Consider the following 12,936-nt stretch of genomic DNA (forward strand, 5'->3'; position numbering starts at 1 on the left):
GGCACAACGGGTGCCGTGGACATAACGGGTGCCTTGGGTACATCGCTCAGGCTATACCACCAGTCGGTTGAGCGTCTCCCGCTTGAGGGCGGCCACCTCTCAAGTTCTCTCCGCAGCCTCACCCTCGGTGCCGAGATAGTGATGGCTGAGCTGCCCCGTGATTCAGTCTTGCTTGCTAGCCCAATAGATCTAGTTGGGCGGGTACGTGTCGATTAGGTCAATGGTCACCGAACGCGCTGGATGTGATGCAGCAGACAGCAAGGGGTTTGCCTACGGGATGCACCCAGAGCCACACTGGAGAAGGAGATAGTTATAGGACCGAGGGGGTGGATGATGGCGGCTTGGCCAAGGACTAAGGATACGGTCCGACCCTGCCCTTTCTGTAAGTCAGCGCTGGGGGTCGGTGCAACTTCCTGCCATCGGTGTGGGTTCCCATTGGCAGACTTGAGCGCGTCACTACTGCTGGAAGAGCCCGTGCTCCACGCTCGTCGGCAGCCATCACGTCCAAATGCAGTATTGGGTCGGCTGACGCAGGAGCGAAAAGCTATTGCAGTCGCTATTGCGGTAGTTCTGGTCTCGTTGCTCGGACTTAGTCTCACGGCTGATTATCGAGGCCCGGATTATTCCGGTCAGGACCTCGTTGGTATGTCCTTGTCATCACCGCAACGTGATTTGGTTGGGGCCGACTTCACGCAGGCGAACCTGGAGTACGCAGACCTTTCTAGCCAGGATCTGTTCGCTGCCGACTTTGCTAGTGCAAATCTGGGTTCGGCAAACTTGCGTGGCGCAGAAGCCGTCGCAACGAGTTTTCGAGACGCCAACTTGGCCTACGCCCGACTCGCAGCTGCGCAGTTGACCGGTGCGGACTTTGCCGGAGCTGATCTCACGGGAGCTGATCTCACGGGAGCAGATCTCGCGGAAGCCAATATCACCAGCGCCTATCGGTGTCGGACTGTCATGCCGGACGAATCGATCGACAGCACCGACTGCGGCACCGTAACTAGTCGATAGCAGCGATGTACGTGAACCGGTGCCTTGGAAACCTAGTCAGGAAAGCTTGATGACGGCACGAACCATGTTGTGATCCGACCCGTGGTACTTCTTATCGAATTTCCCGTTCTTCTTCAGGTTGAGAACGATCTCGTATTTCTTTGGCTTGGGTATGCCTTTGGAGTAGATGACGTCAATCTTGGGTGAGCCGTTGTTGTAATAGCGCGGCTTCGGCGGAAAGCCGTCCCACTTGGAGTCCTGACCGGTCTTGTTGATCGTTCCGTAGTTCGTGTTGATGGCCTTCTTTGCCTTCTCCGCGTTCGTGTACCCCTGCTTGTTCCAGATCTTTTGCGGCGTGGGGTTTTCCTTGCCCAGAGTTGCGTTCACATCCCCCATGAAGAGTTGAATCGGCGCCGGGCCACCGATCTGTGCCAAGTGCTGGTCGACCCACTTGGGCAGGCCTTTGGCCATGTCATTGCGCGCGGCTCTGGCCTGCTCTGCCAGCTTTGGCTCTTGCTTGTGCTGAGGCGGAAGATGCAGCGAAACCGCGAAGATTCGCTTGCCGGTCTTGAGGTGCTCAAGTAGGGCGTAGCCGAGCGGACGGTCCTTCACATCATCGTCGTAGTGATCCGGCGATGTGAACGCCGACGGTTCGACCGATCCGATACCTCCTTCAGGAAGGAGCCTGAAGGTTGCTGTCCGGTAGAAGATTCGGTTGGCGCAGGAGACTGGCCGACAGCGATCGCTTCCTACCGGGGCAATCTGGTAGCCCTGGTCGGCAAGCTCGGCTTCGAATTCTTTAGCGGTGCCGTCGTAGTCGTCTACTTCCTGAAGCGCGAGCAACTGGGGTTTGGCCTTTTCAATGGTTCGAAGAATCTTCTTTTTGCGCTCCGGCCAGGTTCCGCCAACATCGCCACACGTCTTTGGGCGACAGATGTTGTAGGTCGCGATCTCGACTTTTTCGGCTGAGCCAGCCTGTGCTGGAGCCACGGCGGTGATGAGGCTGCCCACCAAGAAGACAGCCGAGAGTGACGCAATCGTGACGCGCAGTGATTTCATGACTGCAAGTTAGCATGCCCCGTGGCCTATCTCTTTTCTCTTTCTGACAGCAAAGGAGGGGGATGGCTCGCGACATCTCTGTCGAGACTGGAGCCGGCGAGGGGACTCGAACCCCTAACCACCTGTTTACAAGACAGGTGCGCTGCCAATTGCGCCACGCCGGCGATGCCCCGATTGTAGGGGAGGTAAGCGACGTAGTGGGCTTCGGCTTCCGGAGGGCAATGCCAGCCCTGCTCGCGGTCTGATCCGGTGGGCTAGCCGTTGCGCAACCGGTCCAGTGCGATGGCGGTAGCCGTGGACGCATTAAGTGACTCAGTAGTTGCCAGGATCGGGATGGTGACAAGCAGGTCACACTTTGATGCCACCAGACGGGAAAGGCCATCGGCTTCACTTCCAACAACCAGTGCTACCGGACGATCCAGGATGTCTGCGTCCACGCTGTGCAGCGGTGTTCCGCCAGCAGCTGCTAGCCCCACGACCAAATAGTCCGCCTTTTGCAAGGAGGAGATGGACTGAGACAAGTTAGTTACCCGAGCGACAGGTAAACGGGCGAGTGCGCCTGCAGAGGCTCGCCAGGCTGCTGCCGTGACCCCGGCTGCTCGGCGGTTGGGTATCACGAGGCCAGCCGCACCAAAGGCGGCCGCGCTGCGTGCGATTGCGCCTAGGTTGCGGCCATCTTGTAAATGATCCAGCACTACGATGATGGGTTGGCTGTCATCCTTAGGGGCGTTGCCGATTGCGTCGTGCAACTGCGCGTAGTCGAACGGGGCCACCTGCAAGGCGATGCCTTGATGGGGCAAGCCATCGGCCAGGCGATCCAAATCTTTCTTGTTCTTCACCACCACGGGGATGCCGGCGCCGGTTGCTGTGGCGCGAGCCCGCGTGATCCGGGAGTCATCTCCGATCGACTCGGCAATCACCAACTCGATTCCTGGTATGCCAGCAGCCAGTGCATCGTCTACTGCGTTGCGGCCGAGGATCACCTCTCGACGAGTCGCTGCCTCCCGGTCCTTGCTGGACCGTCGCTGTGCTTTTCGGGCAGCAGGATGACCTGTCCGATCCTCGGCTTTCGGGGTTGGGCCTTTTCCTTCTAGGCCACGACGCCGTTGTCCGCCCGAGCCGGTACTCGGTTGATTCTTCTTCTTGCGAGTCGCACCCGGTCGCGACGAGTTGCCTGCCATATCAGTTCCCAGTCTCGTCGAACGACCAAGTGGAACCATCGGCGCCGTCTTCAATGACCAGTCCGGCATCGGTAAGTCGCGCACGAATCTGATCAGCCGTGGCGAAGTCCTTTTCGCTTCGGGCCATTGCCCGCTGTTCCAATAGGTAGTTGACGACGTTGTCTAGTGCTGCCTCACCGCGGTTGTCGCCGGCTGCCGCCCACATGGGGTCGAGCGGATCTACTCCCAGAATACCGGCCATGGCGCGGACCTGTCCCACGGCTTTGGTAGCGTCTTGGCCTTGTGCTAGCGCCTCATTCCCTCGGGTGACCTGTTCGTGCAGTACTGCAAGGGCCGCTGGCACTCCCAAGTCGTCATCCAGCGCCACTGCGAACTCGTCCGGTACTGGGAAAGCAGTGGGATCCACGCCACCAGTAGCTGACGTCGCCCGGCGCACAAAGGACTCGATCCGGCGGAATCCAGCGGCTGCTTCGTCGAGAGCCTGAGGTGAAAACTCCAGCATCGAGCGGTAGTGAGCAGAGCCCATGTAGTAGCGCAGTTCGACCGGGCGGACACGCTTGACTAACTCGCTGACCAGCAGCGAGTTACCCAACGACTTGCTCATTTTCTCGCCGGCCGTGGTTACCCAGCCGTTGTGCATCCAGTAGCGGGCGAATCCATCTCCCGCCGCACGTGATTGGGCGACTTCGTTCTCGTGATGAGGGAAGACCAGATCTAGGCCACCACCGTGGATATCGAATTCGGCACCACAGTACTTGACTGCCATGGCGGAGCACTCCAAGTGCCAACCCGGGCGGCCCGGCCCCCATGGGGTCGGCCACGACGGTCCGCCTTCTCGTGCCCCTTTCCACAGTGCGAAATCCTGGGGATCGCGTTTGGCGGTCGACTTGGAATCGGACGCGGTCTGCATATCGTCCAGTCGCTGACCGCTGAGTTTGCCGTAGTCGGCGAAGGAGCCCACATCGAAATACACGTCGCCGTCGTCGGTTGCGTAGGCGTGACCTGCATCAATGAGGCGCTGCATCAGCACGACCATCTCCGGAATATGACCGGTTGCTCGTGGCTCGTAGCTGGGTGGGAGTACCCCCAACAGTCGGTAGGCGTCGGAGAAGCGCTGTTCGTGTAGGTAGGCCCACGCCCACCATTCCTCATTTGCTGCAGCTGATTTGGTCAGGATCTTGTCATCGATGTCGGTGACGTTTCGGACCAGTGTTACCTCGTAGCCGTTGTGGCTGAGCCATCGTCGCAGGATGTCGAAGGCGATGGCTGAACGCATATGTCCGATGTGTGGGTCTGACTGCACGGTGGCACCGCAGACATAGATCGAAGCCTGACCCGGTGTAACCGGTACAAACTCGCGCAGGCTTCGCGAGGCGGTGTCATGGATGTGCAACGTCACTCGTTAAGGCTAGCGAGACTGATCCGCCGCCGATGCGTTAGGCGGCACGAATTGCCACGAGTGCGGTGGCAATGGCTGCTAGACCCTCCCCGCGACCAGTCAATCCCAGGCCGTCAGAGGTGGTGGCGCTGACATGGACGTGGCAGCCGACCGCTAGTGACATGGACTCGCAGGCTTCTGTTCGTCGTGGCGCGAAGCGCGGATGGTTACCGATGATCTGGATGGAGATGTTTTGTGGCGAATGACCGGCTGCGCGCAGTCGAGTCGCAGTTTCTGCCAGCAGCCTGGATCCGCTGGCACCGGCCAGTTCGGGTTCATCCACACCGAAGTTGGATCCGAGATCGCCCATGCCAGCAGCGGCAAAGAGGGCATCGCAGGCGGCATGAGCAGCGACATCACCATCGCTATGGCCTACCAACCCGGGTTCATCGGGCCAAGACAACGTCGCAAGCATCAGCGGCGTGGCGCTGTCGTAGCGATGGACATCTACGCCAATGCCTACCCGCAGATCAGTGAACACGCCCCGACCTCCGCCGCACGATCGCTTCGGCGACAAGGAGATCAATAGGTCGGGTGACCTTCATCGCCTCCTCATCGCCTGGCACTACCAACACCGGTTCTCCTAGCAGTTCGACCAGTCCAGCATCGTCAGTCGCCTCCACCCGATCCACTGATAGCGCTGCGCGCAGTAAATCGGCCGTGAAACCTTGTGGTGTCTGTGCCGCACGCAGTTCATTTCTGTCAACGGTGCGAATAACTTGCCCTGCCGCATCGACTTCTTTGATGGTGTCCACCACGGGGACGACCGGGACTACCGCACCCGCTCCGCCAGAGACTGCATTAATCACCCGGTCGATGACATCCACTGGAACTAGCGGTCGAGCTGCGTCGTGGACCAGAACGATACTGCAGTGCAGAGGCAAAGCTGCCAGCCCACGGCGGACCGATCCGGTGCGAGATTCGCCACCGGCAACGATGTCCACGTTGGCTGCTACTCCCAGCCCGGTCAGTAGAGATGTGGTTGCCGCCAGTTGGTCCGGTGGAGCTGAAACAACAATGTGTTCGACTGCCCGGCTCGCTGCCATCGCTCGAACCGCGTGTTCCAGCAGGGTGGATCCGGCAAGCATCCGCAGCGCCTTCGGTTGTCCACCGCCCATTCGTTCGCCGCGCCCGGCAGCGGGGATGATGCAGCCAACACTCATCAGGAGCTCCTCAGTTGTGCAAATGCCATACGTCCGTTCGAGGTCATCAGCACGCTAGTGACCTCGACGTCAACGTCACCACCGATCTTCGCGTGACTGTCTTCCACCACAACCATGGTGCCATCATCGAGATAACCGACTCCTTGACCAGCCTCTTTGCCTTCCCGAATCAGGCGGACGGACACAGTTTCGCCAACTGTCACCGGCGGACGCAGTGCGATCGAAAGCGCGTGGAGATTTTGAACCTGCACGCCGGACACCTGGGCGACTCGCGCGAGACCGGTATCGGTGGTCAGCAGGGCGTAGTCATTGCGAAGTGCCAACTGGACGAGTTTTGCGTCGGTATCAACTACCTCGGGAACTTCATCCGGAATCACCTGCAGTTCAATACCAGAGGTGCGTCGCAGTACCTCAAGGGTGTCTAGCCCGCGCCGGCCCTTCGCCCGCCGAGTTTCTTCGGAGGTATCAGCAAGTTGCTGTAACTCGTCCAACACTGGTTGGCAGACCACGATCCGGCCAAGCCCAAAACCGGCCTTGGCGACATCCACAATTCGGCCATCGATTGCCACTGAGGTGTCGAGTAGTCGGACCGGATGAGATTGGCGACCCCCGGCCTTGGCTCCGGCAACGCTGAGCACTGCTTCTCGTCGGCGCTGCGCCACGGTGAAGCCGAAGGCGCCCGCCAAGACCACGATGAAAGCGAAAATGGTCAGCCCAACTAGAGGCTCGGCCACTAGAAAGATTGGCCACACCACAATGGAGGCGAGAACGCTACCGACGACTGCACCGATCGTGCCGGATACAAGTTCTTCAGGAGTTATGCCGTCCAGCGCTCGATCTCCTCGGTCGAGCACCTTGACGAGATAGCGAGCCAGCGCGCCCCCCAACGAGTAACCGAGCCCGCCCCCAATGATCAGCCCCAACATTGGAGCGGTGAAAATCCCCAAGACTTCAGCATTGGGGTCGTCCACGATGCTGCTGGCGATCTGCACACCGACCGCGCCGCCGAAGACCACGACTAGGAGACGCAATATCTCGACGATAAAGCCGTTCTTTTTGACTGCAGGACTCACAAGGTCAGTGTGTAGCCCATGAGGCTAGGAAGCCAGTACCTCGTCGAGAAGGGCCTCGGCTTTGTCCTCATTGGTGTCTTCAGCTAGTGCTAATTCGCTGACCAGAACCGCACGTGCCTTGGTTAACATGCGTTTTTCGCCGGCGGATAGGCCACGATCTTGGTCCCGTCGCCAGAGGTCTCGGATGACCTCCGCCACGCGAACTACGTCGCCGGAGGCCAATTTCTCCAGGTTCGCCTTATAGCGCCGAGACCAGTTGGTGGGCTCCTCGACGTAGGGCTTCCGGAGGACCTCAAACACCTCATCGAGGCCTTCGGAGTTGACGACATCTCGCACCCCGACCAAGTCAACATTTTGTGCTGGGACCCGGACGATGAGATTGCCCTGATGGACTTGCAGCACCAAGATTTCTAGATCTTTTCCGTTGACGTTTTTGTGCTCGATCGCATTGATCTCAGCAGCTCCGTGATGCGGATAGACGACGGTGTCGCCGACTTTGAACGTCATGCGCAGAAACCCCTTCCCGGGTTACCAGAGTAACACGCGCACCTGTTGCATCCGAAGGCGAAGACTGGCGCTAGGCAGCGACGTTGATCTTGGTCCGAGACGAGATGGCCGACAAACACCGGCAACTTGTCCTCCTCCTTGAGTGGTCGTGTAGTGGCGGCGAGCTAGGTTGGCTAGTCTGGCGACGAGTTACTACGAGGAGGCGTCTGTGAATCGCTCCGCCATCATGCTTGCCGCAGTCGCGCTGGTGCTGGCCCCCATTGCTACGGGTTGTGCCACCGGTGATGATGCGGCAACGAAGGTGCAAGGCCGGTCCGGTGATGGGATCGCAATTGAAGTTGAAGGCATGCTGATCGACAACGCCACCATTGTGGCCGGCAATCCTGGCTCGGGCAAAGCGGCGTTCCTCGGCACGCTGTACAACCCCACGAGTAATGAAGATGCGCTGATCAGCATCAAGGCGGGAGACAGCCAGGCGGAACTATTGCCGGAGCCGATCCCGGTAGCCGGGATGTCGGCAGCGAAGGTGATGGCTGGTACGGACCAGCAGGCGCTGTTCTCGGACTTTGAGGTACCGCCCGGTGCATATACCGACCTGACGCTAGTTTTTGAGTCCGCAGCGAGTGCCCAGTTCGAAGCGCTGGTGGTGGCTCCTTACGGGGCCTACGTCACGGCTGCACCGGAGGGCACCGACGAGGTCGTCAAGAAGGTCGAGGAGCACTCCGGCGGTCACGGCGGCGAGTAGCAGTTACCGCGTTGGGTTGGCTGCGCTGGTGGCGGGAAGAGCCACCGTTAGGCAGAACTAGGCCCGGGCTCGAACTTGTAGCCCAAACCGCGGATGGTCACGAGTAACTGCGGCGCGCTGGGGTCTTGTTCCATTTTGGAGCGCAGCCGCTTTACGTGGACGTCCAGCGTCTTGGTGTCGCCGACATAATCGGCGCCCCACACCCGTTCAATCAACTGGGCACGAGTGAGTACGCGACCGGCGTTGCGGGCGAAGAGCGCGAGAAGGTCGAACTCCTTTAGTGGCAGGTTCACCGGTTCCCCGTGAATAGTGACTTCATGTCGTTCCACATCGATGTGAACCGGGCCAGCGGCGATGACCAACTCATTCTCTTCCGCGTCGATTTCTTGCTGTCCGCGACGTAGCACTGCCTTGATTCTGGCAGTCAGTTCGCGGCTAGAAAATGGCTTGGTGACGTAGTCGTCGGCACCCAGCTCTAATCCGACGACCTTGTCAACCTCGCTGTCCTTTGCGGTCAGCATGATGATCGGAACCCGTGATGTCTTGCGGATCATCTGGCATAACTCGGTGCCCGACATCCCGGGGAGCATGAGATCGAGCAGAATCAGATCGGTACCTTCGCTCAGGAACGCAGCCATTGCTGCGTTGCCATCCGCTACTGCCTGAACCTCGAAGCCTTCACGACGCAACATGAAAGAAACGGCATCGCGGATGGAATCCTCATCCTCCACGATCAGAACTCGGGTCATGACACTCCTTTTGCGTTATCCGGTGGTAGACAAACCTAGGCAGGTTCGGATTCTTTCTGGTACTCGGGCAGTCGCAGGGTGAAGGTGGCTCCCTCGCCGGTCGCCGACCAGACCTGCACGTCGCCACCGTGGTTACTACAGACGTTGCGCACGATGGACAGACCCAGTCCGGTGCCACCAGTTACTCGGGATCGAGCCGCATCGACGCGATAGAACCGTTCGAAGATTCGGTCTTGCTCGGCTTCGGGAATACCGATTCCCTGGTCGGTAACGGAGATTTCGATCATGGCCCCGCGCTTTCGGCTCGCGACGACGACTTGCGTATGGGGTGGGCTGTAGGCGATCGCGTTGGACAAGACGTTGCCCACTGCGGCGACCAATTGTCCCAGATCGCCGTAGATCCAGAGTTCCGGTTCGGTGGTGAGGGTCAACTCGATGGAGTTGGCTTTTGCTGTTTCCCGGACAAAGTCCAACGCGTCTTCAATGATTGACGTCGCGGAGACAACCTGTGCCTCCAACAGTGGGTCCTCACCTTGTAGCCGTGACAAGTGAATGACATCGTTGATGAGGTTGGAAAGTCGAGTCGCTTCGATCTGCATTTTTTCAGCAAAATGGCTGACGGCTTCTGGATCGTCGCGGGCGGCGACTAGGGCCTCTGCGAGCAGCGTAACCGCGCCAACGGGTGTCTTGAGTTCGTGGCTGATGTTCGCAATGAAGTCACGTCGTACGGCTAGTACTCGATTCTCTTCCGTGAGGTCATCAATGACGAGGAGCACCCAGTCGCCCCCGAGCGGAACTGCGCGAACACTCAGCTGCCAAATCCCTACATTCATGGGTGGGCGAGGAATCGAGACTTCTCGAACTGCCAATTTGCCGGTCGCGCGAACAAGAGCGGCGCAGTCGGATATGGGTCGGTAGGCAACTCGCTTGCGTCGGACGAGTCGCGATTCTGCCGCTTCCTCGGAGGCGTAGTGCAACCGGTCATTTTCGTCTACGAGGAGCAAAGTCCCAGGGAGCTGCCGAATGATGCTGAGCAGTTGTTCGCTGGGTTGGGAGTTTTGCACTCCACCAACCGCCGGTTCAGTGGAACTACCGTCACCGTCGCCGGTGGCGGACCTCCCAAAGATGCGACGGGATCGCTTGCGCGGGTCTGCGATGGCAGCAGCCTTTCCTAGTGGATGTTGGTCTAGCAGGAGTTTGCGCGACAGGCTGCCAACAGCGCAAGTGACAGCGGAGTCTGCGGGCCAGGTTTTTTCGAGGTCATGCCAAACGTTAGTTTTGCCGTAACGCGTCATTCACCCAAACGGCGCAGAAACCCCGCTCACTGGCGATTGACAGGCTCTAGACTGATACTGAACTTAGATGCGGGGGTTTCTAGGACGCTTAAGTCCTAGACCGATGCCTGAGCATGATGGGAGGCGCTCCATGCGGGATCGCTTCCGGCGCGATTTATCTGACGTCGACCGAGACTTGGTCGAGATGACCCATGCGGTTGGAACCGCTATCCGGCAGGCCACGAAGGCGCTGTTAGAGGCCGATTTGGAACTGGCCGAATCGGTGATTGCGGCTGACGCCAACGTTGACTTGCTGGCCTCTGAAATCGATGCGCGCTGCAGTGATCTCGCTGCCAGACAGCAACCTGTTGCTGCTGATCTGCGAGTGGTCATGAGCGGTATTCGTATCTCGATGTCGGTTGAACGCATGGGCGATCTCGCCAAGCACGTGGCTAAGCAAGTGCGTCTTCGCTACCCGAAGTCGAGCATCCCCGACGAGTTGGGCTCAGTCTTCGCGGAGATGGGTGACTTGGCAGAAGGGGTCGCCTTTGCCGCTGGTGATCTCATCCTGTCTCGTGACTTGGTCGCGTTGGCCACCATCGGTCGCTATGACGATCAGATGGATGCCTTGCATCGGCAACTGTTCCGCATCGTTTTGTCGCCGGATTGGTCGCACGGAGTGGAGGAGGCCATTGACGTGACGCTGCTGTCCCGGTACTACGAGCGCTTTGCCGACCATGCCGTGACGGTGGCGCGACGGGTGGCTCACATTGCGACGGGTGACCCGTACGAATCAATCACAGTTCCCAGCGAAGTGGACGTCTCGCAGCCCTAGCGGTTTCTGAACTCCCCGGTGCAGTGGGAATGATTCTGCTGCCGCAACGGTTGTTGTCGGTGGTGGAAGGAGGCGGTATGCCCCACACTCGGCCGCACCGAATCGCGATGATTTCAATGCACACTTCACCGCTTGCCTCCCCCGGAGTTGGCGATGCCGGTGGAATGAATGTTTATCTGGCCGAGGTCTCGCGTCAACTTGCCGCTGCGGGTAATGAAGTCGACATCTTCACCAGGAGAACTTCAGCCGAGTTGGCTGATCGGCAACGGTTGGCAACGGGGGTGCAGGTTCACAACATCGGTGGCAGCGAAATCGCCTCGAAAGAGAAAAACGACCTTCCCGAGGTTCTGCAAAACTTCACTGCCGGCGTGCTTGAACGAGCCGCAGAAATCCCGGAACTTCGGTACGACGCTGTCCATGCGCACTACTGGCTCTCGGGGCCAGTGGCCCAAGCCGTCGCTCCGATCTGGAACGTCCCGATCATCGCCAGTATGCATACGCTGGGGGCGGCCAAAAACTTGGCTCGACAACAGCCGCCTGAGCCGGCGCACCGACTGCGGGTAGAGCAGCAACTTGTCGAGGCCGCTGATGTGTTGGTCGCCAATACCCCTGCTGAGCGGCAGGACCTGATGCTGTTGACTGGCGCCGATCCGGAACGAGTTTTGGTAGTGCCGCCCGGTGTGAATCACGAGTCCTTTCACCCTGGTGACCAGTGGGCCGCGAGGATGCAGTTAGGCCTTCCGGTAGATCGACGCATTTTGTTGTTCGTTGGCCGATTGCAACCGCTGAAGGGGCCAGATATCGTCATCCGCTCGGTCGCTGAACTCGTTCGAGAGCGGCCATCGTTGCGGAATGAGGTACATCTCGTGGTGTGTGGCGGGCCATCGGGAGTTGGGCCGGGCTATTTGCAAGAACTGCATGAGCTAGCGATGGCAACCGGTATTGCCGACCTCGTGGAGTTTCGCCCACCAGCCACGGCGAGCCGGTTGGTCGACCTTTATCGCAGTGCAGACGTACTGCTAATGCCCTCCCGATCGGAATCATTCGGACTGGTCGCGTTGGAATCGCAAGCCGCTGGGACGCCGGTGGTGGCCGCCCGAGTTGGTGGCCTCACAAGTTCAGTAGCCCCCGGCAGCAGTGGTCTACTCGTTGACGGCCACGATCCCGTTGATTGGGCGGCGGCTATTGATCGGCTGCTCGCCCAGCCAGAGTTACTGGCCGCCCTCACTGCTGGTGGACTGGCCCATGCCTCCCAGTTTGACTGGAGCCTTACTGCGGCTGGTTTAGCGGCTGGATATCGGCGGGCGATCGCTGGGAATGGCGTCGACGTCGTGGAGTCGGCAAACTACGAATGATGAAAGATCATGCCACCGATGCCGCGGAGCAAATCCGACAGTTTCTGTCAGATGCGGGACTAGAGCCAGAGACGACTGATGAGAGCACGCTGGTGGTGCAGTTGCCAGGTGAACGCAAATTGCAGACCACCGTCTCGATCCGCATCGGCGCACACGGGGTTAGCCTGAATGCTTTTGTGGCGCGCCATCCCGACGAAAATATGGCTGGGGTCTACCGCTGGCTGTTGGAGCAGAACCGGCGAATGGGGGCGGCCCATTACTGTGTGGATCATCTCGGCGACGTCTATCTGACGGCCAAGATTCCGATGGCGGCCCTGTCTGCTGAGGCTTTCGATCAGGCACTAGGAACAATTTTGAAACATGCCGATGGTGACTTCAACGCGATTCTGGAGCGTGGGTTCCGCTCTTCGATTGAGCGGGAATGGCGCTGGCGGCTCTCTCGGGGTGAGCCCACCGAGAATCTGGCAGCTTTTCGGCATCTAGCGCCGGCAGATGTCCCCGGAAGTCCTACTGCTGGGTCGGCAGATAAGGATTCGTCGGGAGAGGTGCCCGGCTAACCGCGGGTGA

The 12,936-nt window shown here is 59.5% G+C and carries 14 protein-coding genes and 1 tRNA gene; 5 read left to right on the forward strand and 10 right to left on the reverse strand.

Annotated features, from left to right (window positions below; translation table 11 throughout):
- Positions 1–474: 474 nt before the first annotated feature.
- Positions 475–1,011 carry a pentapeptide repeat-containing protein gene (locus tag K0U62_07145; protein ID MCH9801289.1) on the forward strand — a complete coding sequence of 179 codons (537 nt, stop codon included), beginning with the start codon at positions 475–477 and terminating at the stop codon, positions 1,009–1,011.
- Positions 1,012–1,047: 36 nt separating this feature from the next.
- On the opposite strand, the gene K0U62_07150 is transcribed toward K0U62_07145, so the two are convergent.
- The 8 genes from K0U62_07150 to K0U62_07185 all read right to left on the reverse strand — a co-directional run bounded on the left by K0U62_07150 (position 1,048) and on the right by K0U62_07185 (position 7,411).
- Entirely contained in the window at positions 1,048–2,049 is a 1,002-nt protein-coding gene (locus tag K0U62_07150; protein MCH9801290.1) for a hypothetical protein, read from the reverse strand.
- A gap of 88 nt (positions 2,050–2,137) precedes the next feature.
- Positions 2,138–2,213 (reverse strand) — tRNA-Thr (locus K0U62_07155).
- A 90-nt stretch (positions 2,214–2,303) separates the two neighbouring features.
- The gene (gene rlmB, locus K0U62_07160) at positions 2,304–3,230 is read right to left on the reverse strand and encodes a 23S rRNA (guanosine(2251)-2'-O)-methyltransferase RlmB (protein MCH9801291.1); all 927 of its coding nucleotides are present in this window, start codon (positions 3,228–3,230) and stop codon (positions 2,304–2,306) included.
- A gap of 1 nt (position 3,231) precedes the next feature.
- A complete protein-coding gene (gene cysS, locus K0U62_07165) occupies positions 3,232–4,629 on the reverse strand; it encodes a cysteine--tRNA ligase (GenBank protein MCH9801292.1) in 1,398 nt (465 codons plus the stop codon).
- Between the two features lie 37 nt (positions 4,630–4,666).
- Positions 4,667–5,137 (reverse strand): 2-C-methyl-D-erythritol 2,4-cyclodiphosphate synthase, encoded by a 471-nt coding sequence (gene ispF / locus K0U62_07170; GenBank protein MCH9801293.1) that lies wholly within the window; start codon positions 5,135–5,137, stop codon positions 4,667–4,669.
- 1 nt (position 5,138) lies between these two features.
- Positions 5,139–5,831, reverse strand: coding sequence for a 2-C-methyl-D-erythritol 4-phosphate cytidylyltransferase (gene ispD, locus K0U62_07175; GenBank protein ID MCH9801294.1), 693 nt, complete (start codon positions 5,829–5,831; stop codon positions 5,139–5,141).
- Positions 5,831–6,904: a TRAM domain-containing protein gene (locus tag K0U62_07180; GenBank protein MCH9801295.1), complete on the reverse strand. Its 1,074-nt coding sequence runs from the start codon at positions 6,902–6,904 to the stop codon at positions 5,831–5,833. The genes ispD and K0U62_07180 overlap by 1 nt, the downstream gene beginning before the upstream one ends.
- Positions 6,905–6,928: 24 nt before the next feature.
- The gene (locus K0U62_07185) at positions 6,929–7,411 is read right to left on the reverse strand and encodes a CarD family transcriptional regulator (protein ID MCH9801296.1); all 483 of its coding nucleotides are present in this window, start codon (positions 7,409–7,411) and stop codon (positions 6,929–6,931) included.
- 208 nt (positions 7,412–7,619) lie between these two features.
- Between K0U62_07185 and K0U62_07190 the strand changes: the two genes are divergently transcribed.
- On the forward strand, positions 7,620–8,156 hold the full coding sequence (locus tag K0U62_07190; protein ID MCH9801297.1) for a hypothetical protein: 537 nt from the start codon (positions 7,620–7,622) through the stop codon (positions 8,154–8,156).
- Positions 8,157–8,203: 47 nt separating this feature from the next.
- On the opposite strand, the gene K0U62_07195 is transcribed toward K0U62_07190, so the two are convergent.
- A complete protein-coding gene (locus tag K0U62_07195) occupies positions 8,204–8,905 on the reverse strand; it encodes a response regulator transcription factor (protein ID MCH9801298.1) in 702 nt (233 codons plus the stop codon).
- Positions 8,906–8,940: 35 nt separating this feature from the next.
- A complete protein-coding gene (locus K0U62_07200; protein MCH9801299.1) occupies positions 8,941–10,200 on the reverse strand; it encodes a two-component sensor histidine kinase in 1,260 nt (419 codons plus the stop codon).
- Between the two features lie 130 nt (positions 10,201–10,330).
- On the opposite strand from K0U62_07200, the gene phoU reads away from it, so the two are divergent.
- Genes phoU through K0U62_07215 form a run of 3 tightly spaced genes read left to right on the forward strand, consistent with a single transcriptional unit; the run spans position 10,331 to position 12,926 of the window.
- Positions 10,331–11,014, forward strand: a complete 684-nt coding sequence (gene phoU, locus K0U62_07205) for a phosphate signaling complex protein PhoU (protein MCH9801300.1) — start codon at positions 10,331–10,333, stop codon at positions 11,012–11,014.
- Positions 11,015–11,043: 29 nt separating this feature from the next.
- On the forward strand, positions 11,044–12,369 hold the full coding sequence (gene mshA / locus K0U62_07210; protein MCH9801301.1) for a D-inositol-3-phosphate glycosyltransferase: 1,326 nt from the start codon (positions 11,044–11,046) through the stop codon (positions 12,367–12,369).
- Complete coding sequence (locus K0U62_07215) at positions 12,369–12,926, forward strand: YbjN domain-containing protein (GenBank protein MCH9801302.1); 558 nt, start codon at positions 12,369–12,371, stop codon at positions 12,924–12,926. Before mshA ends, K0U62_07215 begins: the two co-directional genes overlap by 1 nt.
- The last annotated feature ends 10 nt before the right edge of the window (positions 12,927–12,936 follow it).

It is taken from the genome of Actinomycetes bacterium (assembly GCA_022599915.1).
Lineage (GTDB): Bacteria > Actinomycetota > Actinomycetes > S36-B12.

Bases quoted from the DNA above. Each gene is read 5' to 3' on its own strand.
- K0U62_07150 (MCH9801290.1), bottom strand. From the start codon at position 2,049: ATGAAATCACTGCGCGTCACGATTGCGTCACTCTCGGCTGTCTTCTTG.
- rlmB (MCH9801291.1), bottom strand. From the start codon at position 3,230: ATGGCAGGCAACTCGTCGCGACCGGGTGCGACTCGCAAGAAGAAGAAT.
- ispD (MCH9801294.1), bottom strand. From the start codon at position 5,831: ATGAGTGTTGGCTGCATCATCCCCGCTGCCGGGCGCGGCGAACGAATG.
- K0U62_07185 (MCH9801296.1), bottom strand. From the start codon at position 7,411: ATGACGTTCAAAGTCGGCGACACCGTCGTCTATCCGCATCACGGAGCT.
- K0U62_07195 (MCH9801298.1), bottom strand. From the start codon at position 8,905: ATGACCCGAGTTCTGATCGTGGAGGATGAGGATTCCATCCGCGATGCC.
- K0U62_07200 (MCH9801299.1), bottom strand. From the start codon at position 10,200: ATGACGCGTTACGGCAAAACTAACGTTTGGCATGACCTCGAAAAAACC.
- phoU (MCH9801300.1), top strand. From the start codon at position 10,331: ATGCGGGATCGCTTCCGGCGCGATTTATCTGACGTCGACCGAGACTTG.
- mshA (MCH9801301.1), top strand. From the start codon at position 11,044: ATGATTCTGCTGCCGCAACGGTTGTTGTCGGTGGTGGAAGGAGGCGGT.
- K0U62_07215 (MCH9801302.1), top strand. From the start codon at position 12,369: ATGAAAGATCATGCCACCGATGCCGCGGAGCAAATCCGACAGTTTCTG.